Origin of the sequence: Lentzea albidocapillata subsp. violacea (genome assembly GCF_900100275.1) — a bacterium.
Lineage (GTDB): Bacteria > Actinomycetota > Actinomycetes > Mycobacteriales > Pseudonocardiaceae > Lentzea > Lentzea violacea.
The window spans coordinates 1-22,292 of sequence record NZ_FNET01000004.1 but is presented as its reverse complement, the minus strand read 5'-3'; the positions used below and the strand labels follow the sequence as shown (position 1 = coordinate 22,292).

Annotated in this window: 23 protein-coding genes; 13 read left to right on the top strand and 10 right to left on the bottom strand. The window is 68.6% G+C overall.

Annotated elements, in window-relative coordinates; all coding sequences use genetic code 11:
* Positions 1-32 precede the first annotated feature (32 nt).
* From BLR21_RS10580 to BLR21_RS10560, 5 genes are read left to right on the top strand one after another with little or no spacing between them, the layout of a single operon-like run.
* Positions 33-524: a hypothetical protein gene (locus tag BLR21_RS10580; RefSeq protein WP_090005668.1), complete on the top strand. Its 492-nt coding sequence runs from the start codon at positions 33-35 to the stop codon at positions 522-524.
* Positions 524-2,005: a UbiA family prenyltransferase gene (locus BLR21_RS10575; protein WP_090005667.1), complete on the top strand. Its 1,482-nt coding sequence runs from the start codon at positions 524-526 to the stop codon at positions 2,003-2,005. Before BLR21_RS10580 ends, BLR21_RS10575 begins: the two co-directional genes overlap by 1 nt.
* Complete coding sequence (locus BLR21_RS10570; RefSeq protein ID WP_090005666.1) at positions 2,005-2,508, top strand: hypothetical protein; 504 nt, start codon at positions 2,005-2,007, stop codon at positions 2,506-2,508. The genes BLR21_RS10575 and BLR21_RS10570 overlap by 1 nt, the downstream gene beginning before the upstream one ends.
* Entirely contained in the window at positions 2,501-4,993 is a 2,493-nt protein-coding gene (locus BLR21_RS10565) for an Hsp70 family protein (RefSeq protein ID WP_090005665.1), read from the top strand. Before BLR21_RS10570 ends, BLR21_RS10565 begins: the two co-directional genes overlap by 8 nt.
* Complete coding sequence (locus BLR21_RS10560) at positions 4,990-5,826, top strand: hypothetical protein (RefSeq protein WP_090005664.1); 837 nt, start codon at positions 4,990-4,992, stop codon at positions 5,824-5,826. The genes BLR21_RS10565 and BLR21_RS10560 overlap by 4 nt, the downstream gene beginning before the upstream one ends.
* A gap of 126 nt (positions 5,827-5,952) precedes the next feature.
* Here BLR21_RS10560 and BLR21_RS10555 read toward each other — a convergent pair whose 3' ends face one another.
* From BLR21_RS10555 to BLR21_RS10540, 4 genes are all read right to left on the bottom strand, one after another.
* Complete coding sequence (locus BLR21_RS10555; protein ID WP_176929573.1) at positions 5,953-6,273, bottom strand: cupin domain-containing protein; 321 nt, start codon at positions 6,271-6,273, stop codon at positions 5,953-5,955.
* A 147-nt stretch (positions 6,274-6,420) separates the two neighbouring features.
* Complete coding sequence (locus BLR21_RS10550) at positions 6,421-6,672, bottom strand: hypothetical protein (RefSeq protein WP_090005662.1); 252 nt, start codon at positions 6,670-6,672, stop codon at positions 6,421-6,423.
* Between the two features lie 46 nt (positions 6,673-6,718).
* Positions 6,719-7,618, bottom strand: coding sequence for an SDR family oxidoreductase (locus BLR21_RS10545; protein WP_090005661.1), 900 nt, complete (start codon positions 7,616-7,618; stop codon positions 6,719-6,721).
* A 122-nt stretch (positions 7,619-7,740) separates the two neighbouring features.
* On the bottom strand, positions 7,741-8,979 hold the full coding sequence (locus tag BLR21_RS10540) for a cytochrome P450 (protein ID WP_090005660.1): 1,239 nt from the start codon (positions 8,977-8,979) through the stop codon (positions 7,741-7,743).
* A gap of 164 nt (positions 8,980-9,143) precedes the next feature.
* Here BLR21_RS10540 and BLR21_RS10535 point away from each other — a divergent pair, with 164 nt between their 5' ends.
* Together BLR21_RS10535 and BLR21_RS10530 are read left to right on the top strand one after the other, a co-directional pair.
* Complete coding sequence (locus BLR21_RS10535; protein ID WP_256334611.1) at positions 9,144-10,490, top strand: cytochrome ubiquinol oxidase subunit I; 1,347 nt, start codon at positions 9,144-9,146, stop codon at positions 10,488-10,490.
* Positions 10,487-11,509, top strand: coding sequence for a cytochrome d ubiquinol oxidase subunit II (locus BLR21_RS10530; protein WP_090005659.1), 1,023 nt, complete (start codon positions 10,487-10,489; stop codon positions 11,507-11,509). The genes BLR21_RS10535 and BLR21_RS10530 overlap by 4 nt, the downstream gene beginning before the upstream one ends.
* Here BLR21_RS10530 and BLR21_RS10525 read toward each other — a convergent pair.
* Complete coding sequence (locus BLR21_RS10525) at positions 11,506-12,114, bottom strand: class I SAM-dependent methyltransferase (RefSeq protein ID WP_090005658.1); 609 nt, start codon at positions 12,112-12,114, stop codon at positions 11,506-11,508. The two genes, BLR21_RS10530 and BLR21_RS10525, sit on opposite strands and share 4 nt — an antisense overlap.
* The gene (locus BLR21_RS10520; protein ID WP_256334610.1) at positions 12,101-13,612 is read right to left on the bottom strand and encodes an MFS transporter; all 1,512 of its coding nucleotides are present in this window, start codon (positions 13,610-13,612) and stop codon (positions 12,101-12,103) included. The genes BLR21_RS10525 and BLR21_RS10520 overlap by 14 nt, the downstream gene beginning before the upstream one ends.
* A 532-nt stretch (positions 13,613-14,144) precedes the next feature.
* Here BLR21_RS10520 and BLR21_RS10515 point away from each other — a divergent pair.
* Positions 14,145-14,762 carry a TetR/AcrR family transcriptional regulator gene (locus BLR21_RS10515; protein WP_176929572.1) on the top strand — a complete coding sequence of 206 codons (618 nt, stop codon included), beginning with the start codon at positions 14,145-14,147 and terminating at the stop codon, positions 14,760-14,762.
* A 96-nt stretch (positions 14,763-14,858) separates the two neighbouring features.
* On the opposite strand, the gene BLR21_RS10510 is transcribed toward BLR21_RS10515, so the two are convergent.
* The 3 genes from BLR21_RS10510 to BLR21_RS10500 are packed head-to-tail and all read right to left on the bottom strand — an operon-like array spanning position 14,859 to position 16,545.
* Entirely contained in the window at positions 14,859-15,608 is a 750-nt protein-coding gene (locus BLR21_RS10510) for an RNA polymerase sigma factor (RefSeq protein ID WP_090005656.1), read from the bottom strand.
* The gene (locus tag BLR21_RS10505; RefSeq protein WP_090005655.1) at positions 15,608-16,327 is read right to left on the bottom strand and encodes a response regulator transcription factor; all 720 of its coding nucleotides are present in this window, start codon (positions 16,325-16,327) and stop codon (positions 15,608-15,610) included. The genes BLR21_RS10510 and BLR21_RS10505 overlap by 1 nt, the downstream gene beginning before the upstream one ends.
* Positions 16,324-16,545 (bottom strand): hypothetical protein, encoded by a 222-nt coding sequence (locus BLR21_RS10500; protein WP_090005654.1) that lies wholly within the window; start codon positions 16,543-16,545, stop codon positions 16,324-16,326. The genes BLR21_RS10505 and BLR21_RS10500 overlap by 4 nt, the downstream gene beginning before the upstream one ends.
* 575 nt (positions 16,546-17,120) lie before the next feature.
* Here BLR21_RS10500 and BLR21_RS10495 point away from each other — a divergent pair.
* From BLR21_RS10495 to BLR21_RS43670, 4 genes are all read left to right on the top strand, one after another.
* Positions 17,121-17,795 (top strand): TetR/AcrR family transcriptional regulator, encoded by a 675-nt coding sequence (locus BLR21_RS10495; RefSeq protein ID WP_090005653.1) that lies wholly within the window; start codon positions 17,121-17,123, stop codon positions 17,793-17,795.
* Between the two features lie 127 nt (positions 17,796-17,922).
* Entirely contained in the window at positions 17,923-18,138 is a 216-nt protein-coding gene (locus BLR21_RS10490; protein ID WP_090005652.1) for a hypothetical protein, read from the top strand.
* Positions 18,139-18,173: 35 nt separating this feature from the next.
* Positions 18,174-18,824 carry a response regulator transcription factor gene (locus BLR21_RS10485; RefSeq protein WP_143027677.1) on the top strand — a complete coding sequence of 217 codons (651 nt, stop codon included), beginning with the start codon at positions 18,174-18,176 and terminating at the stop codon, positions 18,822-18,824.
* Positions 18,825-18,833: 9 nt separating this feature from the next.
* Positions 18,834-19,238: an IS110 family transposase gene (locus BLR21_RS43670; protein WP_256334609.1), complete on the top strand. Its 405-nt coding sequence runs from the start codon at positions 18,834-18,836 to the stop codon at positions 19,236-19,238.
* A gap of 128 nt (positions 19,239-19,366) precedes the next feature.
* Here the strand turns inward: BLR21_RS43670 and BLR21_RS43175 are convergent, their stop codons facing one another.
* Complete coding sequence (locus BLR21_RS43175) at positions 19,367-20,536, bottom strand: ricin-type beta-trefoil lectin domain protein (RefSeq protein WP_218130838.1); 1,170 nt, start codon at positions 20,534-20,536, stop codon at positions 19,367-19,369.
* Between the two features lie 665 nt (positions 20,537-21,201).
* Between BLR21_RS43175 and BLR21_RS10465 the strand changes: the two genes are divergently transcribed.
* The coding region (locus BLR21_RS10465; RefSeq protein WP_143027676.1) for an LVIVD repeat-containing protein at positions 21,202-22,292 on the top strand (1,091 nt) is incomplete at its 3' end.

Genomic DNA, 22,292 nt, shown 5'->3' with positions numbered 1-22,292 from the left:
CTTCGGGCTCGTCGCGGCCATAGCGTGATCTCATGCCGATCTCCGCACCGTCCCGACGAGCCGGGTGCCTCCTGCTCGCCTACTCCTTGGCCGCATGCGGTACCACGGCCACGGGTGGCGCGCCTGCACCCACGACCACCACCACGACCACCGTTTCTTCTGCCGCGCCGACGTTGACCGCAGCCGACGGCGCGAACTACGCGGCCTGCGCGGACGGCACCTGCGAGGTGACCATCCCGGGCCCGGTCGACATAGCGGTGCAGAGCCACACCTTCTCCGTGACCGAGGTGACCGCCGACGGCATCACTTTCGCCGTCGCCTACGGCGGATACGAGCTCGGTGCCTCGCCCAAGGCGTCCTGCGGTAACGCTTACGTCTTTCGGTTGGGTGAGTCCGCCGGTGGCATGACCGGGGGATCCTGCGGCGATCCGGCGAAGCCGCCCGCCGCCGTGCCGGGTGCGTTCGTCGTGCAGCTCGCGGCGGTGAGCGAAGGCATGGCCGTGCTGAGGATGGTGGCGGGGTGATGTCCGCGCCCAGCCAGGACAAGGGCCGCGTGGCAGCGGGCCGGTTGCGTGAGATCGCGGGACCGGACCTGTACCGGCGCAACCCGTTCCGCGTCGTGGGGCTGGCCACCGACGCCAAGCCCGCACAGGTGCGCGCGCAACGCCATCTGCTGCTCGGCGCTCTCGACCTCGGCGGCACGATCCCCGGCGACCGGCACCTGCCGTTGCCGTCACCGCCTTCCGCGCAGGATGTGCGCGCGGCGTTCGACGCACTGGAACGTCCTGACCACCGACTGGTGGACGAGCTGTTCTGGTGGTGGGGCGAACCAGGCGCCTGTGGCTGTGCGCCGGAGGTGCACGAGGTGCACGACATCGCCGTCGAGGCACACGCGAAGGCACTCGACGACAAGACCGACGACGACCTGTGGATCGACGCGGCGGACGCGTGGATGGACGCTTTGGAAGACCCGAGGTTCTTCGACCACGTGCGGCACCGCATGAAGGCGTTGTCGGACCGCAGAATGAGCGAGTCCACAGTGGAGGGACTGCGGGACGCTCTGCCGAAGGCGCTGCTCGCGCCGCAGGTCGCGCTAGCTCCCTCCAGGCCGAGGCTCGCGATCCTGCTGGACACGTGGGACGTGCCCGCGGTCCTCCTCGATGGCGCGCACCGTTCCGCTGCCGGGCCGACGACCGCGCGGATCGACGCACTGGTGCGTGAGGTCCTCTCGTTGCTGAACGACGGGTCCACGCGTACGGCCGCCCAGCGGGCCGAGGAGCTGCCGAGGCTCGCGAACCTGCTGGAGGCGCTGGCGCCGCACGAGCGGTACCGGTGGTCGGCCAAGGACCGCAACAGGATCGCCGTGACGCTGAACAACTGTGGGCTCGCGCTGCGGGACAGCGACGAGCTGAGAGCGCGTGACCTCCTCGAACAGGCGCTGTCGTTCGTCGTCGAGCAGCGCGACCGGGAGATCATCCAGGACAACCTGGCGCTGCCGACGTCCTCGTGGCAGTTCGAGGTGATCCAGCTGGTGCGCGAGGGCAACAAGGCGGCGGCGGTCCGGACGCTCCGTCGGTTGCAGCTGCGGATCACGGATCCCGTGCAGCGTGCCAAGGTCGACGCGATGCTCGACGAGCTGGCCGGCCAGCCACCGCGGCTGTCGCGCTGGCCGGCGAACGTGGCGCTGTTCGTCGTGTTCGTCGCCGCGGTGACGATCTGCGCGGTCGGCGTTCTCGGTGGAACGACGGTCCTGTCGATCCTCGCGACGATCTTGCTCTCCTGGGTTCCCTTCGGCGTGATCGGCGCGAACTGGTACCAGGCGCTGATGGGTGACGTGACGTCCTTCCTCAGCGGCGGTGCCGCGTTCGTCGCCGGCTGGTGGGCGCTCGCCACATTTCCTGCGCAGGTGCTGGAGCCGTTCTGGTGGTCAGCCCTGGCATTCGCGGTGGCGTCGCCGTTCGCCTACGCACTGACCCTGGTGTTCGCCGATCGGCGGGACCGCTGATGACCAGGTGGGCGGCGTGGCGCGGACAACGGCGGCACCACAGGGAGTTCCGGATCTCCGCACCCCGGTGGCCGGACCCGGTCTCGTTGACCGGACTGGTCGAGCAGTTGCCGGCTCCGTCCGCAAAGGACACACCGGACACGAGGCCGGCGTTGGACGAGAAGGATCTCGCTGACGCCGCGACGAATCTCTGGCGCGCACAACGCAGGCTGACGCGGCTCGGCGAGGAGGACTCGCGCGAGGCCAAGCGGGTCGGCAGGTACCTGCAGGCGACCCGGCGGGCGCTGGACGAGGCGGGCCTGATGATCCAGGACCACGACGGCACCGAGTTCTACCCGGAGCAGTCGCTGGAGGTGATGGCGTTGCAACAGGACCCGGCGCTGCGGCACGACACGGTGCTGGAGACCGTCCGCCCGTCCGTCTACCTGGCGGGCAGGCGCATTCAGATGGGACAGGTCATCGTCGGCCGCCCCGACAGCACAATGGAGGTAACCGGTGCGTGACACCATCGACTTCGGCATCGACCTGGGCACCACGAACAGCGCCATCGCGGTGGTGCGCGACGGCAGCGCGTCGGTGATCAAGAACAACGAGAACTGGGACTACACGCCGTCTGCCGTCTGGATCCCCAAGCAGGGGGTCACGTACGTCGGTCGTCGTGCCCGGGACCGCCTCGCGGCCGACATGGCCAACGCGCACGCCGAGTTCAAGCAGGAGATGGGTCTCGACGGTGCGGCCAGGTTCTTCCGCGAAGCGGGCGTTCCCATGACACCGCAGCAGCTTTCGGCGGAGGTGCTGAAGTCGTTGCGGGCCGACGCCGCACACGTGCTGGGTGAGCCGCCACAGGCGGCGGTGATCACCGTGCCCGCCGCGTTCCGCCTGCACCAGAACAACGCGACCGGTGAGGCCGCCGCTCTCGCCGGGTTCGGCAACTGCCCGCTGGTGCAGGAGCCGACGGCGGCCGCGTTCGCCTTCGGGTTCCAGAACGAGAGCACCGACGCCTGCTGGATGGTGTTCGACTTCGGTGGCGGCACGTTCGACTCGGCGGTGGTCAGCACGCACGAGGGAGAACTGCGGGTGCTCGACCACGCGGGCGACCCGCACCTCGGCGGCAAGCTGATCGACTGGGCGATCGTGGAACGCCTGCTCGTCCCCGCGGTGGTGGCCGAGCTGGGACTGCGTGACCTGCGCAGGGACAACCCGGTGTGGCAGCGCAACTTCGCCGTGCTCAAGGCCGCGGCGGAGGACGCCAAGATCGAGTTGTCGCGCACCGGCAACACCGAGCTGCTCATCGATCTCGACGTCGGTGGCGGCGACCAGCGCGTGTTCGAACACACGCTGCGGCGCGACGACATCGATCGCGTCGCCGAGCCGTTCTACCTGCGCGCGATCAACCTGTGCCGCGAGGCACTGACGAAAGCCGGGCTCGGCCCTGCCGACGTCGACAAGCTGCTGCTGGTCGGCGGCACCACTCTCGCGCCGGCGTTGCGTGAACGCCTGGCAGATCCCGTTGAGGGACTGGGCATCGAGCTCGACCACAGCCAGGACCCGACCACCGTCGTCGCGAGGGGTGCGGCGGTGTTCGCGAGCACGGTGCCGCTGGACCGGCCGAAGACACGACCCGTGGAGGGCGAGTTCGGCGTCGACCTGAGGTACCCGCGCAACACGAGCCTGACCCTGGTGCCGGTGCAGGGACGGTTCGAGAGCACGACCGAGCAGGACTGGGCGCGCTTCCACGTCGTGCTGGACAACGCCAACGGCATGCCACCGTTCCGTACGCCGCAGGTAAGCCTGGACGCTCAGGGCACGTTCGTCACCGAGGTGCTGGTGGACGAGCGGGCGACGTCGACGTTCGACGTGCTGCTGGTCGACCCCGCCGGAGCGCGGCGCAAGGTGAACCCGGCGACCGCGTCGATCACGCACGTGCGCAACGAGCTGGGCGGCCAGGTGCTCACCAACTCGCTCGGACTGTCCGAAGCGGACGGAACCTTCACCCCGATCCTGCACAAGGGTTCCAGGTTGCCCGCCGTCGCGCGCAGCACCTTCTACACGACGATCGCCCTGCACCGCACGGATTCCGACGCCGTCATCCGTATTCCGCTCGTCGAGGGCGAGCGGGCGAGGGCCGACCGCAACCTGCGCATCGGCCTGATCGAGATCAGGCCGAAGGACGTCCGCATCGACCTGCCGGGCGACAGCGAGGTGGAGATCACCATCGAGGTGGACGAGTCGCGCCGGGTGACCGTGGTCGCCGACGTGCCGCTGGTGGACGAGCAGTTCGAGGCCGAGATCGACCTGTCCCGCGTGCGGCCGCCGGTCGCCGCGGACCTCGAACGCGAGCTGCGTGAGGTGCACGGCAGGCTGGCCGCGTTGCGGGAGAACCGGCGGGTGTCGGCCGTGGCGCGCCGCAAGCTCGACCGGCTGGAAGGTGAGCAGGTGCTGGACACCGCCCGCGACGAGGTCCGTGCCGCGGCCACCGATCCCGGCAGCGCGGCGGCGGCCGACCACCGGCTGCGGGACATCCAGGCCGTGCTGGACGAGGTAGAGGAGGAGGACCAGCTGAACGGCCTGCTGGCGGAGCTGGACGACGAGATCAAGCAGTGCCGGGACCTCCTGGACCGCAAGGGAGCGGCCGACGACCTGCTCGAGCTCGCGGACATCGAACGCAGGGCCGCCGACGTGCGCGGCAACCCCGACAGCGCCACCGTCGACGAGCTGATCGGACGCGCGGTCCACCTGTCGACGTCGGTGATGAGGCGCGACGAGACGTTCGACATCGCGCTCTTCCAGCACTTCCGGGACAACATGGGCAGGATGACCCAGCCGATGCGGGCCCGAGCCCTGATCGCCGAGGGGAACATGGCGATCGCCCAGCAGAACTGGCGGCTGCTGCCCGAGATCAACCAGGAGCTGCGCAAGCTCTGGCCCGTCGGCGCACCGGAACGCTCGCCTGGTGGCGTCCGCAGCCAGAACGGACGGCAACGATGATCGCCGCACAGGTGCGCGGGTTCGACCTGGCCCGCGCCGCCGACCTGGCCCGCGCAGGCGAGTACGACGCGGCCGTGCGCATCCTGGACGACCTCGGCCGCGATCCGGACACCCTCGACCTGCTGGCCAGGATCCACGCCCAGCGCGGCGACTTCGCCGCGGCGGCCACGGCGTGGTCGGAAGTCCTGGCCCAGGAACCGGCGAACCCGTCCGCACTGGCGGGCACGAAGCTCGTCACCGCGATCACCGAAGGCAAGCGCCGAGCCCGGCCACTGCCGCTGGCCGCCGCCGGCTCGGCAGCGGTCGTGGTGGCGGCACTCGCCGGCGTGCTGGTAGCCCAGCAGACACCGGCGCCACCACCTCAGGCTGCTGTCGCACCTGCACCGGCGACGCAGCCCGTCGCGGTGACGCCGGACCCGCGGAAGGCAGCTCTCCGCTCGCTCATGACCGAGCTGGCCGGCGCGCACGTCCGGCTGGAGCAGCACGACGACGGAGTTCACGTTGTCTTCCAGCAGGGCATGTTCCTGCCCGACAGCACCGAACTCAGCCCGGAAGGACGCGGGCAGCTGGAGCGCTGGGGCAGCCTGTTGCGAGGCAAGGAAGTCCAGGTGACCGTGTTCGGCCACGGCGTCGTCGTACCAGGCGGCCCGACGACCGGCGGATCGGCGACCGCACTGGCCAGAGCGGCGGCCGCCATCGAGGTGCTGGGCGACGTGGGCGAACAGCCGGCCACCGCCTTCGCCGCCCAGTCGGCGGACCAGGCGGAAGCACCGCACGCGGGTGGGGACCCGGCTCTCAACCGGACGGTGAGTGTGCTGGTGGAGCCGCGTTAGTGGGTACCTGGACCGATGGGGGCCATCGAGTCGGCAAGCGATCGGGCCGCCAGCGGTACGTCATCGAACGGGGCCCTGGAATGGGTTCCGGTTCCTGGCTCGGCGATCACGCGCTGCGCGCGTCGATCAGGGGATTAGGCCGTCGTCGCACTCGCCGTACTGGCCGGTCTGCCGCAGTGGTGGCGAGTAGGCGTGGATGGTGACGGTCGGGCCGGCGCCGGGCTCGGGCCGCATGCGGTGGATGAAGGTGTCGTCGAAGCAGAACGTCGCGCCCGCCTCGATCGCCGCCCCGGTGGGCCGTTCACCCATCCGCAGGTGTTCGTGCCGGATGCAGCCGCGGCCGACGTGTACGCCGCCGCTGGATCGGTCGTGGTCGTGGAACCCGGTGTCGTGGCCGTCGGCCATCCAGGAGATCGCCCACACGCCAGGGTTTTTGTTGGTGAACACGTCGGTGCAGGTGCGTTCCGCGCCCGCACAACGTCTGGTTCGTGCCGGGCCGCCAGGCGTGGACGTCGCTGTGGGTCGCCGTTGTCGGTCTCGTGCCAGGTGCTCGACGCCGCCACCGTCGGCATGCCAGGTGGGGAAAAGCTCATGTCAGCCGCCGATGTTGTCCACGGCCGAGCCGAGCGTCGCGGCGATCCGCTTGAGCTCCGGCTCGGTGACGTCCGGGCCGTCGAGGCGGGCGCGGAGATCCTCACGCGTCATCACCTGCAACGCTCCGCGGAACGCATCGGTGTCGAGGTCCTGCGCGGTCACCACCTCGGCCCTGCCCTCGACGAGCACGAGCGTGGCGTCCGGCAGGTCGGAGTCGAGCAACCGGCGCAGGTCCTCGGTGCTGATCGTCATTCGCGCCTCCTCGGTGTCGGGTCGTGCGGCGATCGGGGTGGTGCCCTCAGGTCAGCAGCTGTCCGCCGGTGACGCCGAGCACCTCGCCGGTGATGTAGCTCGACTCCTGGGACGCGAAGAAGACGTACGCGGGTCCGAGCTCGGCGGGCTGCGCAGCGCGTCCCATCGGTGTCTGCGCGCCGAAGTCGCCGACCTTCCCGGCGGGCATGGTCGCGGGGATCAGCGGAGTCCACACAGGACCGGGCGCGACCGAGTTGACCCTGATGCCCCTGCCGATGAGGTCGGCCGAGAGCGCCTTGGTGAAGTTGACGATGGCGGCCTTGGTGGTGGCGTAGTCCATGAGTTCGGGGGAGGGCTGGAACGCCTGGATCGACGAGGTGTTGATGATGGTGGCGCCGGGGCGCATCAGCGGTACGGCGGCCTTGCACAGCCAGAACATCGCGTACACGTTCGTCTTGAGCACGCGGTCGAACTGATCGGTCGTGATGCCGAGAAGACCGTCGTCCTGTGCCATCTGATAGGCCGCGTTGTTGACCAGGACGTCGATCCGCCCGAACTCCTGCTCCGCGCGCTCGGCCACGTGCCGGCAGGCTTCCTCGGTGCGCAGGTCGCCGGGTACCAGCACCGCCTGCCTCCCGGCGTCCTGCACCAGTTCCGCGGTGCGCTCGGCGTCGGCCTGCTCCTCCTCGAGGTAGGACAGCAGCACGTCCGCGCCTTCACGGGCGAACGCCAGCGCCACGGCACGGCCGATGCCGGAGTCGCCGCCAGTGATCACGGCCTTGCGGTCGGCCAGGCGCCCGCTGCCCCGATAGGTCGCCTCGCCGTGGTCGGGCTCCGGGTCCATGTGGCGGTCCGTGCCGGGATGGGCCTGCTGCTGCCCTTCCTGGCGTCCGGGACGCGGGTACTGGTCCCTCGGATCCTGTTGCGCGTACTGGTCTTCTGGCATGGACAGCCACCTCGTCGATGATGAACGTGAAACAGGGGAGTTCCCGCGGACGCGTTGCTCAACCGCGGCTGGAGGGCAGCGGTGCGGACCGCCCGCGGTGCGAAGGCGTTCACCGGCCGGCTTCACGTTCCACGTGGTGCCGGCACGAGGACCAGGCCGCTGCGGGGGCGCGCGGGGATCCGGCTCAGCGAAATGGTCAGGTCCTGCTCCGGCACCTGGTAGTCGAGATGTGCCAGGCGGGTGCAGAGCTCGGCGAGGATCGCGACGGTGAACGGCTCGCCCGGGCAGCGATGCCCGGCGCTCGGATCACCGGCACCTTGCGGCACGAGTTCCCACGCGCCGATCTCACGGTCCACGAACCGGTGCGGGTCGAAGCGGTACGGGTCCGGCCACCAGCGGCTGTCGTGGTTCTGGCCCCACAGGTCCAGCAGCACGAGCGAGCCCGCCGGGACGTGTTCTCCTCCCAGCTCGAGGTCCCGCGCGGCGCGGCCACCGAGGAACGGTGCGAACGGATAGAACCGGCGCAGCTCGTGCGCGAAGGCGACGGCGAAGTCACCACCTGCCTGAAGAGGTCCCCGGTGCTTCGGCCACCGGTACAGGGCGTGTCCGGCGTAGGCGACGAACCAGCACACCGCGACGGTCGGCCGGATCACGTTGAGCAGCTCCACCGCTGCCGTGTGCGGGTCGAGCAGTTCACCGTCCGTGTCCCGGTGCCGGGCGATGAGGTCGAGCGCGGAACCCTCTGGTGCTTCGGTCCTGCCGTCGCGCACGTCCTGGACGATCGATCCCAGCCACGTCTCGCGCCGCTTGCGGGCCTGCCGCGCCCGCCAGTGCCGAGGCCCCGCGGTCGCGAACCCGTCGACCATGGCGACCAGGTCGGCGGCCAGTGCCGCGACCTCGTGGGTCTCCAGCGGAACACCGGCCCAGCGGCGCACGCCCGCGGTCAACGCCCGGCTGGCCTCGTCGAACAGCACGACCTCTCGGCCCGCGGTCCACCCGACGACGGTGTCCTCCCAGGCCGCCGCGACGCACTGGACCAGCGAGGCGGTCGACTCACGCGTCACCAGCGACAGGAAGACGGCCTTGCGCCACCGGTGCGCGGCGCCGTCGAGCGTGTGCACCGCGCCGTGGCCGAACAGGGTGCTCAGCACCGGACCGGGGATCGCGGTGTGGCGCTGGACGTTCTTCTCGTCGTAGAAGAACTGCGCGGCCTCAGGGCCGCACAGGCCCACGGCGCGCTGACCCATCACCCGCGTGTGCACCACGTCGCCGCCGACGCGACGCCGTTGGCCCGGCAGCCAGGCGTAACCCTCCAGGAGGGCCTGCAGTGATCGGTCCCAATGAACAGGCGGTGTTCCCATACCGGCTGGTGCCCACCATGTCCGGAACCAAACATCAATGCGGAATCTTCAGCTCACCGGGGAGGGCCGGCCCGAACGGCTCGCATTTCCGATCGCTTGTTTGGTGGCGCGGACACCGGGTACTTCGGGCGCTCCAAGGGGCGTGAGATGCGAAGGGGATCGGTGTGCTTGCGCTGGAGTTCCTGGCTGGTACGGCGGAGAACCTCTACCCGGCGCGCATGCAGATGGCGTTGTCATTGGGCTGGCACATCGTCTTCGCCTGCTTCGGTATCGCGTTCCCGGCGATCGTCGTGTTCACCGAGTGGCGTGGGCACCGGCGCGATGACGCGGTGCTGACCGCGCTGGCGCACAAGTGGGCCAAGGCGATGGGAGTGCTGTTCGCCGCCGGTGCCGTGTCGGGCACGTTGCTGTCGTTCGAGATGGGCATCCTGTGGCCGGGGTTGATGGGCCGGTTCGGCGAGGTGTTCGGGTTCCCGTTCGTGCTCGAGGGTTTCGCCTTCTTCGTGGAGGCGATCTTCGTCGGCGTGTACCTGTTCGGCTGGAACCGCCTGTCGCCGCGGGCGCACATGCTCAGCGCGCTGCCGATGGTGGCGGCGGGCATCGTGGGTGCGTTCTGCGTGGTCTCCGCCAACGCGTGGATGAACAACCCCACCGGGTTCCGGCTGGACGAGCAGGGCAATGTCGTCGACGCGCGCCCGTGGGCGGCCATGTTCGGCCCGTCGACGTGGGCGCAGTTCGTGCACATGTGGCTGGCGGCGTTCATGGTCACCGGCTTCCTGATCGCCTCGGTGTACGCGGTCGGCATGCTGCGCGGGCGCCGCGACCATTACCATCGGGCGGGGCTGCTGATCCCGCTGACCGTCGCCGCGATCATCACGCCGGTGCAGATCGGTGTGGGGGACTGGATCGCCAACGTGGTCGCCGACAACCAGCCGGCGAAGCTCGCCGCGATGGAGGCTCAGTACGAGACGACCGCCGGGGCAGGCCTCTCGATCGGCGGCGTCTACCGCGACAACGAACTGCACTACGCCGTGGAAATCCCCTACGCGCTGTCGTTGCTGATCCACCACGACCCGGACGGCGTGGTCCTCGGACTGGAGGAGTTCCCGGCCGGGGAGAGGCCACCGGTCAACGTGGTGCACCTGGCCTACAACACCATGGTCGGCATCGGCACGGCCCTGCTGGGGCTCGCCGCCTGGTTCGGCCTGGTGTGGTGGCGACGGCGGCGACTGCCGCACACCGCGTGGTTCCTGCGCGCCGTCGCCGTCTCCGGTGTCGCGGCGGTGGTCGCGATGGAGGCCGGGTGGATCACCACCGAGGTCGGCAGACAGCCGTGGATCGTCTACGGCATCCTGCGCACCGCCGACGCGGTGAGCCCGGCGCCAGGACTGGGCTGGGGCCTGGTGGCCGTCGTGGGCGTCTACACCGTGCTGACCACGTTCACGGTGGTCGTCCTGCGCAGACTCGCCCGCGATCGCGCCACGCTCGCACCGCAGGAGGGACAGCGGTGACGCTCGCCGAGGTGGTGCTGGGAGCCGCGTTCACAGGTCTGGTGGCGTACGCGCTGTTCGGCGGCGCGGACTTCGGCGGCGGCGTGTGGGACCTGCTGGCCGGCGGCACCGAACGGGGACGCGCTGTGCGGGACCGGATCGAGCGCTCGATCGGCCCGGTGTGGGAGGCCAACCACGTCTGGCTGATCTTCGTGTTCGTCGTGCTGTGGACAGGGTTCTCCCGCGCGTTCGCCGCCGCCGTCACGACCCTGTACATCCCGCTCACCCTCGCCGCGCTCGGCATGATCGCCCGCGGCGCGGCGTTCGCCTACCGCAAAAGCGTTGGCACACCGGGGATGCAGCGCTTCTTCGGTGCCGCGTTCGCGTTGTCCTCGTTGCTCACGCCGTTCTTCCTGGGGGCCGTTGTGGGCGGCGTCGCCTCCGGACGTGTACCGCCGGGCATCGCCGAGGGTGACGTGGTGCGCAGCTGGGTCAATCCCACCTCGCTGCTCGGCGGCACACTGGCCGTGCTGGTGTGCGCCTACCTGGCGGCGGTGTTCCTGTGCGGCGACGCCCGCCGCGACGGTGAGCACGACCTGGCCGAGGCGTTCCGCCTGCGCGCCTTGCTGACCGCGGCCGTCACGGGTGCGGTGGGGCTGGCCGGTATCGCGGTGCTGCGCGCCGACGCACCCGTGCTGTTCGACGGGCTGACCGGCCGCGGCCTGCCGGTCGTGCTGCTCTCGGTCGCCGCCGGGCTGGCCGCGCTGGGCCTGCTGCTGGTGCGCCGGTACACCGTCGCCCGGATCGCCTCCGCGCTCGCCGTCACGGCGATCCTGGCCGGCTGGGCGGTGGGGCAGTACCCGTACGTGCTGCTGCCGGAACTGACCGTGGACGAGGCCGCCACCGGCCGCACCACCCTCGTCGCGCTGCTCACCGCGCTCTCGGCCGGAATGCTGGTGCTGTTGCCCGCGCTGGTCTACCTCTACGTCCTGTTCCAGCGCCCGGCCGATCACCGCGATCGTCCGGGCGCCTGTCACTAAGCGAGCTTTCGGTAGATCAGGCGGATGTTCTGCGGGCCGGCCGAGGCGCGACGGCGTTCGAAGAGCTCGTCCAGCAGGGCGAGGACTGGCTGGCGGCGATACCGGGTGAACACAGGGCGCCAGAGGAACAGGACGAGTTCTCCGCCTGGTCGAAGTACCCGGTGTGCCTCGCGAATGGCTGCCAGAGGGTCGGGCATCTCCTCGAGGCTGTAGCCGTAGAACAGGGTGTCGGCCTGGTCGTCAGCCAGGGGAAGCTTGCAGCCATCACCGGCCACGTAGGACGTTCGCGCACCGGGCACGCCGTCCAGCCGGTGCCGCAGTGATCGCATGGCCGGCGGTGACGGGTCGAGGGCGATCAAAGTGTTCTCGCTGCCGAGATGGGTTTTGAGCGCCGTGGTGTAGAAGCCGCCTCCGCTACCGACTTCCAGGCAGACCGTGCCGGGGCGGCGGTTGATCACGCGCAGGTCGTGGCGGGGCAGGTCCCATCCGAGGATCATGCGCAGGACCGGGCTGCTGATCAGCCGGTACAGGCGGTCGGGTGTGCGCCAGCCGCCGCTGACACCCGGCTGGGCCGGATGCGTCGTCTTGAGATCAAGCTCGGTCATCGTTGAGTGATTCCTTCGTTTTGGGCAGCGCACGTGCTGCGGCGATCGTGGCGAGCACGAACAGGACGGCACCGACCACCAGTGCGGCTCGCAGGCCTGTCACGAACGCGGCACGGGCCAGTTCGAGCAGCTGAGAGCCTGCTTCGGGCGAAAGTCCGGCGGCAGCGGCCGTCGCCTCGGTAAGGCCGTCGCGCGCCTGTGCCGCCGCGCCGGGAAGGCCGGCCGAGTAGATCAAGGTGGCGATGCTGCCCAGAATCGTGACACCGAGCCCGGCTCCGAGTTCGTAGGCGGTCTCCTCGACAGCGGCCGCCGCGCCCGCCTGCTCGGCTGGTGCGGCGGCGAGCAAGGCGTCGGAGGCGGCGGTGAGCGAGATCGAGACACCGAATCCGGTCGCCGCCAGCACCGGCCCGAGCAGCCACAGATTCTCGGTCACCGTCAGGCCTGCCGCGGCGGCCGCCAGGGCCACCGCGCTGACCGCGAACCCGGCGACCGTCAGCCGGCGATTTCCGAACCGCCGCAACAACGGCCCGGCGACGAGGCTGCCGACGACCGCCGAGGCCATGACGAACATCAGTCGCAACGCGGCGGGCATGGGCTGCAGTGCAAGCACGAGCTGGAGGTACTGGGCGAACAGCAGGCCCAGGCCGACCAGCGAGGTCAGGACCAGCAGGACGCTGCTGACCGCGACGCTGAACGCGCGGTCGCGGAACAGCGCCACGTCGAGCAGCGGAACAGGCAGTTTTCGTTGCCGCCGGACGAATGCCACGAGCAACAGGCACCCGAGCAGCCCGGCAACCGGGCCGAGCACGTACATCGTCCCGCCGTGCGGGGTCTGCTTGATCGCGAAGGCAACCCCGATGATGCCCAGCGCGGCCAACATCGCGCTGAGTACGTCCCAGGGCCCGTCCGGTGGGTCCGCGGACTCCGGGATCAGCCAGTAGGTCAGCGGAATCGCCGCGACCATCACCGGCACGTTGATCAGGAAAGCGGCGTTCCAGGAGAACGTCTCCACCAGGAAGCCACCGAGCAGTGGCCCGAGCACGGCCCCCGAACCGGCCACTCCACTCCAGATGCCGATGGCCGTCTGGCGTTCGGCACGGTCGGGAAACGCCTGGCGCAACAGCGACAGCGTGGCCGGCATGATCATCGCGCCGCCGATACCGAGCACGGCCCGCGCGGCGATCAGCACCGCAACGTTGGGTGCCCACGCGCAGGCGAGTGAGGCCAGCCCGAACACCACGTATCCGAGCACCAGAATCCGGCGCCGACCGTAACGATCGCCCAACGTGCCGAAGGCGAGCAGCAGGGGCGCCGCGACCAGCGAATAGACCGCGATGATCCACAGTTGGCTGGTGGCGGTGGGCCGCAGGTCCTCCGACAGCGCGGGCAGGGCCATGTGCAGCACGGTTGCGTCCACGGACACCAGCAGCAGACTGGCACACAAGATCGCCAGCACGAGCCAGCGCCTGCCCACCAGCACTCTGGGAGAAATGGTCACAACCGGGTGGCCTTACACAGATAGGGATGCACGGTTCTACTCTGGCCAATTCCGGTCCGTGACACCTCATCCTTCAGGCGCTTGTGAATCATCCTGTAGTAGTAGAAGCGCAGGTCCGCTGGCTGGGCCCACGTTAGCCGAAAGCCGGTTCCGGTCGCCGGGCATCGGTGATGAAACCCAACGAACGACTGTCCCGGGTGCCCGCGCGACCGGCAACATCGGCCGGCACGTCGTGGGCGGCGTCCACCGGTCTCCCGTCTGTCCTCACGGGAGCCGAAATCGGTCTACAAAGGACTGGTCAGGAGACGGAGTACTCGTCGCGCCCCTCCCGCGCTCCAGCGAAGGTCGGCATCCGCCTCGAGGTTGCCGTTGGACGTGCCGGCGCAGCTGGACCTGATGTTCCGGGTGAGGGTGAAATGGGCATTGCGGCTGTATACAGTGGTGACATGGGGCGCAGTGGTGGACGGGGTCTGTGGTGGATGGACGAGCTGCCCGTTGGGTAGGGCAGCGCGCGAAGCGGCGGGCCGAGATCGTGGCCGCCGCTTTGGATGTGATCGCTGACCACGGACCGTGGGTGTCGACGGACCAGATCGCGGAACGTGCCGGGATCGCCCGCCCCGCGCTCTACAGGCATTTCGCTGACGCTGATGATCTGTACGACACGGTGGCGTTGCGCATCGGCGAGTTGCTGATCTCCGCGATGGCGCCTGCCCTGATCCGTCCTGCCGGAAGTGCGCGCGAGATCATCACCCGGATCGTCAGCACCTTTGTGGTGTGGACCTCGGGTAACCCGTTCCTGTACCAGTACGTGATTTCGCGGTCGATGGAGGCCGCGCAGCGTGGTGAACGGCAATTGGCGGCCGACGTGCGTGAGCAGATCGCCGAGCTGTTGCGCCGGCTGCTTGGGGACTACATCGTGCTGTTCGAAGGGGATCCCCGGATTGCCGATCCGTTGGCGTTCGGGCTGGCCGGTATGGTCGAGTCGACAACCGCGAGGTGGATCGCAGTAGATCGCCAGTTCGACCGCGACCAGCTGATCTCGCATCTGGCCGGCTGGGCTTGGGCGGCGATCGACGTCGTTCTGCGCGACATCGGTGTAACGCTCGACCCGGACATCGCGCTTCCCGCACTGCCTGAGTCCGACAGCTGAGCGACTGGTCGCCGCCCAGGACTGCTTTGACAGCGGGGGTAGCGCCAGATCCGCGCGCAGGCCGGGTGCACACCGAACCGACGGCACGCGGGTGGCTCACGTGGCGAAGGGGGTTGCGGGCGGTGTGGTGTCGACTGCGGCCAGATCGTCGGCCAGGTCGCGGCAGTGCCGGCAGTACCTGAGGTGTGTTTGCATTCTGCGGCGGCGTCGTGGCCGTAGCGCGGTGCGGACCCAGGCGGCGAGGTCCTGCGCGAACGGCGCGCAGGCGGGAGCGATGCGAGCTCCTGTCAGGTGGGCCTCGAGGTAGGCGGTACGCAGGTCTTCTCGTGCGCGGTGTGCTCTCGCGGACACGGCGTTCGCCGAGATGTGCAGTAGTGGTGCGACCTTGCCGGGGCTCATGCCACAGATCTCGATGTACCAGAGAACGTGTTGCGCTGTGGCCGGCAAGGAGCGGTAGGCGCGCAGGGCGAGTGCGCGGTCGAGCAGGTTCTCGACCGTGGCGCTCTGGTCGGGTTCCTGAACAGCGAGGCGTGCGGCGAGTTGGTGCGCGTGCGGATCCTCGGTGAGGACACGGCGCGCGTCTTTGCGCGCGTGAGCAAAGGCAGCGCGGGTGATCGTGGTCAGCAGGTAGCCGCGGAACGAGTGTGTGGGGCCCCGGCCGGTGAGCAGGATTTCCAGAACGTGGTGAAATCCTTCGGACACCAGGTCGTCCGCGTCGACCTGGCAGCTCCAGCTGAGCTGCCGGGCACGTGCGCGGGCGGCCTCGATGTGACGCGCATAGAGCACCTCGAACGCGACGGTCGCTCCGGCGCGTACCCGCGCGATCAGTTCGGCATCGGTCGCCATCAGTCGGTGTGCGCGGGCCGAACCGGGCTGATGCCGCGCTGGGCGACGAGCGCTGGACGCAGTGGAAGGACACCGACGTGGTAGGCCAGCGCCACCGCGTGCGCGCGATCGCGGGCACCGAGGCGGCGCCGCGTTTCCTTCATGTGCGAGCTGACCGTCGCGGCCCCGAGATCGAGGTGTCGCGCGATGTCCGGTTCGCTCATCCCTTGCGCCACAAGCGCCAGGATCTGGCGTTGCCGGGCCGTGAGCAGCACACCGGCGTCACACGCCGACGCCGACTGCCAGGGGCGGCTGAGCACCATCGTGAGCCGCGGATCGACATACCGCCCGGTCTGATGTGCCTGCAGCAAAGCCCTCACCATGACCGAAGCCTCGGTGTCCCGGCTGAGCAGGCACCGCGCCCCGGAGGACTGGGCGACGCGGACGGAGGCAGGGGAGCGGTCGTGGTCGCGGAACAGTACCGCGACCATCAGTTCGGGATTGATCTCGACGAGGTCCCTGATCAACGTGCACGTCGGGTCGACGGCGCTGTCAAGCACGACCACGCGCGGCCCGATGGTGCGCACCCCTCTGCGGATCGCATCCGCGTGATCGGTGCCGCCGGCCCACTCCAGCCCGACAGTGCGATCGATGACAGCCCGCAGACCTTCCCGAAACACAGGCGTCGCGTCCGCGGCCAGGACCCGCAACGGAGCGGACGCGAGAGAAGTGCGGATCACGCGGACGTGCCTTCCTGAGTGACGTCGCGCGCCTGGGTACCGCCGGGCACGTGCGAGTCGGTCGCCCCCGTTGTCATCCCTGGTAACAAGCCGCTGTGGCTGTCGACCCCACTGGCGGAGATGAGCACGAGTCCTTCCTGGTAAAGGCGCGCAATGCGCTCCCTGGCTTCGTACGCGGCCTCATCAAGCCATTTCAGGAAGTCATGCGACTCACTCATCGCTCTCGCCTCTCAATGCAACCCGGCTCCTTCACGCCTGCCGTGAAACTCGCTCGGGTCAGGACCGACTGAGCCGATCAGCCGATTCTTCAAGTAAGGGTTACACGAGAGTATCAGCAACAGTCCGCAGAGTATCAAAGGAAACACTCTGAGTAGCATGGCGTTGCTGAGCTGCGGTTATTCACCGCGTTTCGGCAAAGGGGCGACTGAAATGTCCGGATCGAGTTTCGCGTCGGCGTCGCTCGGGGCGACACGGAGCCATGCGATCTGTTGTGCTGTTGTTGTTTCAACCATTCTTGTCAGCCGTAAGCCGGTGGATCGACAGTCTGGGAATTCCGTCCGGGCAGTAATAGGTGGCGCAGCCGTAGTCGGCGCAACCCGCCGAGCTGTCGGTGCAGGACCGTCAGATCGTCGCCATCGTCACGGTCGGTTGCCGCAGTCTGCGCTACCGGAGGATCTTGCCGCGCGCTGTCACCTGATGGCCGTAGTAGAGCTTCACTGCAGTTGTTGGCCTCTACCGTCTGTGGGTCAATGCGTCTGGACGTATTCGATGACGATATGCGGGGGGCGCATCCGTGGATGGACGAGCCGCCCGGTGGGCGGGCCAGCGTGAGACGCGCCGCACCGAGATCGTTGTGGCGGCGCTCGATGCCATCGCCGAGCACGGGCCACAGGTGTCTACTGAGCGGATCGCCGAACGCGCCGGCATCGCCCGTCCCACCCTGTATCGGCATTTCACCGACGCTGACGACCTGTATGACACGGTCGCGCACAGGATCGCGGAGTTGCTGGTCTCCGAGCTTGCCCCGACCATGACCACCCCGCGGGGTAGCGCACGCGAGGTCATCACGCGCATTGTGCGGACCTATGTGGTGTGGTTCTCCGAGAACACGAGGCTGTACCGGTACCTGCTTTCCCGGTCGATGGAACCTCTGGCCGGCGAACAGCGACCGGCGACCGCTGTCCGGCAGCGGATCGGTGAACTTCTGCGGGAGTTGGTGGCGGAGTACGTCGCGTTGTTCGGCGGGGACCCGCGGATCGCCGATCCCCTCGCGTTCGGACTCGTCGGGATGACGGAGACGGCGGCGGTGCGATGGGTGACGACACCGCACGCCTCGTTCGGGCGGGACGAGCTGATCACCCATCTGGCTGGGTGGATCTGGGGTTCGTTCGACGTCGCGCTGCGTGAAATCGGCATACGCCTCGATCCGGACATCCCACTCCCTGAGCTGACCGGTCGATCAGACTGAAACTGCAGGTCAGGGGTCGAAGAATACTCAGAGTGGGTGGATTGGCTTGATTCCTACAGTTACTGCTACGTTCGCGTAGCTTTAACTGGACTGAACGGCCTAATCGGAACACCTGAGTGGCGGAAGCATGACCGAGTTGAGCGAACGGCAGACGTGGCTGGACGACGCGGCCCAGCAAGCCAGAGAACGCATTGCGTCCCTCTATCGGGAAGGCTTGGAGTCACTCGACAAAAAGCAGCATGACAACTCCAGTGCGGTACCGCCGGTATTGAGCCTGGCCGTCCCGGCCGCGGCGCCCGGCCCCGAAACACACGAGGTGGATCAGTTCGGTGGGTCCTTGTGACCCCACTGCATCCCGTGGCCGCATCGTTCCGAGTCTTGGCGGCGGACGCGACTCCGGTGTTCCGGGAAGGCCTGCGGACGGTCGTTCAACGGACGATCGGCCTGGAATGGGCCGGTGGCACCGATCACCCGGATGTCATCCGCGACGGTGTGCGGACAACGCGGCCGCACGTGGTCGTGCTGGACAGCGCGATCGACCCGCGCAGCACTCTCACCCAGGAACTCGTCGCAACCAATCCCCGCTTGATCGTCGCCGTTCTCTTCCGCGAGCGCGACCGCACCCCCGCGTCCGTACGCGTCGCCCAGGCAGCCGGTGCACGATGCCTGTTGAGCAGGGACACCGACGCCTCGCTCATGACCGAGGCGATCCTGCAGACTCATCCGGCTCACCGGTACATCGATCCGCGGCTGGTGCTGGCATTCAACGCCACGCCGCGGCGCCGGTCGGCCGGCTCCGAGCACGAGGTGCTCACCCCACGCCAGCGCCAGGTCCTCGCGCTGGTCGCCGAAGGACTGAGCGACCCCGACATCGCGCAGAGCCTGGACGTCTCTGTGGCGACTGTGCGAACCCACGCGAGGGAGCTCCGGCACCGCCTCGGCGCCCGCGACCGCGCGCACGCAGTGGCGCTCGCCTACCGCACCGGATTCCTGCCGCCGCGACCCGCACCCCACACCACCACGTCGTGACGCCTTTTCGTGTCGTGGAACGGCACCGCCCCGCTCGATGCCTCATCCGGTGAGCACCGCCACCATCGCTTGTCCCGAGCCGGCAATCGCAGAATCAACCGGGTGCTGCACATCATGGTTGTCGTGCAGCTGCGGCATGACCCCGAGGGGCGGGCCTACTACAGACGAAAACCGGCTGCCGGCAAGACAAGTATGGAAGCGATGCGGTGCCTCAAGCGTCGTCTGTCCGACAACTTAGGGTGGAACCCGGTTGTCTTCACCCTCGACCAGATCCTCCCGATCTTCGATCTGGGGCAGCACGGCCGGTGGCGGTTGCAGGGGGCGGGAATGTGGGTGAGCAACGCGCTGTCGACGTTCGGCTGGGTCATTGTGCTGACGGTTGTCATCAGTGGTGCGCGGGTTCTCCGGCGCTGATCGCCACGAACTCGTCCCGCAGGTCTTCGCGCAATCGCGGAGGGTCGGGTGAGCCCGAGCGCGTGGCGGAACTCCGGTTGTGGCCGGACGGGCAGGTCGAGCTCTCCGTCATCGATCCATGGCGTCCGTCACCAGTTGTTGGGTTCAGCCAGCGAGTAGGAGGCCGCGACCCGCGCGTGGTCGTGGAAGATCGACAGCTGCCACGGGCCGAGCGGGGCGTCGTTGCGCCAGCCGGTGCAATAGATCCCGGACGACCAGCGGACCGACGCGGCTGTCTTGGGCAGCACAGACCTGTTGGTCAGGCTCATCCGCTTGGTGCCGTTGACCCACACCTCGAAGGCGCCGTCGGTGCCACCGGCGAACTTGATCCTGGTGACGATGCGGATCCACGTGCCGCGTAGATCGGTGATCTTGGCGATGGTGCCGCTGTGCCCGCCGCTCCCGCCGAGCCGTAGCTCGTCGTTCTGCACGAACATCAGCTCCCACGGCCCGGAGGGGGCCTCGGGTGACCACTGCTGGAACGTGACGTTCTCGTTGTGCCACTGCCAGTTCGCCGGCAGGTAGATCGCCTGGCCGTAGTAGAGGTCCTGCCCGATGATCTGGGTGTGGTGCTGGACCGTCTCCGAGTGGTAACCGCCGGTCTCGCTGATGTAGGTCTGCTGCGCCTCGATGGCCGTGCCGCTGCCGCGGAACGCCGGGCTGGTCACGGTGCGCAGGACGCCCTGTTTCTGGGGGTCCTGCGGGTAGTTGTTCCAGCCGGTGAGCGTGCCGGTGTCCTGGAAGACCACGCCCGCGGGCAGTCCGCCGCCCGCCCGCTGCATCCAGAACTGGTTGGCCGCGCCGAACTTGCAGGTCCACAACACGATCGGCGTGCCGTTCGGGCTCGCCCCGCCGCCGGAGACGTCCAGGCACAGGTTCGAACCACGCCCGGTGAAGGTGCCGTTGGCGTTCCACGCCCACTTCTGGGCGGCGGTGCCGTTGCACGACCAGATCTGCACCCGCGTGCCCGGCGTCGTGCCGTTCTGGTTGGCGTCCAGGCAACGGACCGACGTGCCGTCGTAGACCCGCAGTTCCTCGGCCGCCGTGACGGTCCACCGCTGGTTGGCGCCGCCATTGCAGCTGTACACGATGGCACGGGCACCGGCTGTGGTGCTCGCGCCCTCGACGGTCAGGCACCGGCCCGATGCCGCACTCACCAGCGACGCCGGGATTCCGATCGATCCTGTCGCAGCGCCGCTTGGCGGGATCAGGAGCTGGCTTGCGAGAGTTACCGCCACCACGCCGATGATCCTGATCATCGCCACCTCCGGGCAACTGGGTCACCACAAAATGGACTAGACCACCTTCGCTGTCAAGAGTGTGTCGCGCACGTACGTCCGGCCACTCCGTTTCGGGACATCCGCGCACAGGGTGACCCTGTCTCGGTGCCTGTACGTAGCCGTGCTTCACCACCGCGCGACCAGTTGATCTGAATAACAAGAACAACAGTCGTGCGCCCGAAAATGTCCGAAGCAAGATAGTAGGCCATTGGGGTGACTCAGGTCACACTGTTGGGGCTCGCGTCGATTACTCCTTACATGGGGCGGCACCACGCTGTCCCTTGCCCCCGAAGGGAGTGGCCGCTACATCGTGGTCGGTGGGCACTACCAGGCAGGAGCCTGGGCCACCGAATTCACCGATCCCGCCCACCCGGTCACGATCGGCTGGTCCGACCCACCCGCGATCAGCCCGCCCGACCTCGGCGGGACCTGATCGTCGTACTGGTACGACAACTTCATCTACGAGTCCAGCATCACCGAAGGACTCAACGTGTACCGGCTCAGCGGCGACGCCACCGGCGGCGCCCTCCGGCTCGGTCACCTCAACCCGCAGACGCAGGAGTTCTCGCTGCCGTGACACCAGATCGCTGGGCCCCGTCGGTGACGGGTCCAGTTCGAGGGGGACCAACGAGGAGACAGAACCAATGAGAACCAGAAGGCTCTTCACCGCACTCGCCGTGGCGTCGCTGACCGCGGCGATGGCGGCACCCGTGGCGGCACACCCCGGCCAGCACGGCCCCACCGAAGGACACCTGCATGGTCCGGGTGCGTGGGGCGACCTGCAGCTGTTGGGCAAAGCGGACCTGACCGACACCGATGACCTGATCGCCGACGTGGCGGTCGACCCGCGCACCACGTACGCCTACCTGGCGAACTGGGGCAAAGCGACCTGTGACGCCAACCGTGAGGACGGCGATCCAGACGCCGGCGCCTACGTCGTCGACATGACCGACCTGGCGAACCCGAGGCAGATCGGGTTCATCCCGCACTCCCAGGACAGCCGGCCCGGCGAGGGCATGCAGGCGCTGCAGGTCGACACGAAGTTCTTCAACGGCACCATGCTCGTGATGAACAACGAGCAGTGCGGCAAGAACGGCCGCGGCGGAGTCTCCCTGTACGACGTCAGCAATCCCAGCAAGCCGGTCAAGCTGTCCGAGCACTTCGGCGACCGCGCGAACCTGTCGCGTGGCGACGCCAACGACACCCACAGCGCGTTCGCGTGGGACACCGGCGACAGGGCGTACGTGGTGACGACCGACAACTTCGAGTCGGGCGGCCCGGACGTCGACATCCTCGACATCACCAACCCGAAGCGGCCCCGGCTGATCCGCGAGATCGACGTCGACGCCGAGTTCCCGAACCTCACCCAGACCCAGCTCGGCCTCACCGAGGTCTTCCTGCACGACATGGTCGTCAAGAACATCGGCGGGCACCAGGTCCTGCTGCTGTCCTACTGGGACGGTGGCTACGTTCAGCTCAACGTCGACGACCCGGCGAACCCGGCGCTGATCGGCGACACGGACTTCAGCCATCCCGATCCGCAGCTGCTGGAGTCGACCGGAGCAGCGCGCACCGCCGAAGGCAACGGGCACCAGGGCGAGTTCACCGCCGACAACCAGTACTTCATCGGAACCGACGAGGACTTCGCGCCCTACGGAGCAACGAACTTCTCGATCACCAGCGGTACGAACGCGGGCGCGTACCCGTCCGTGCCGGTGCCCGGTTCCGCGCCGAT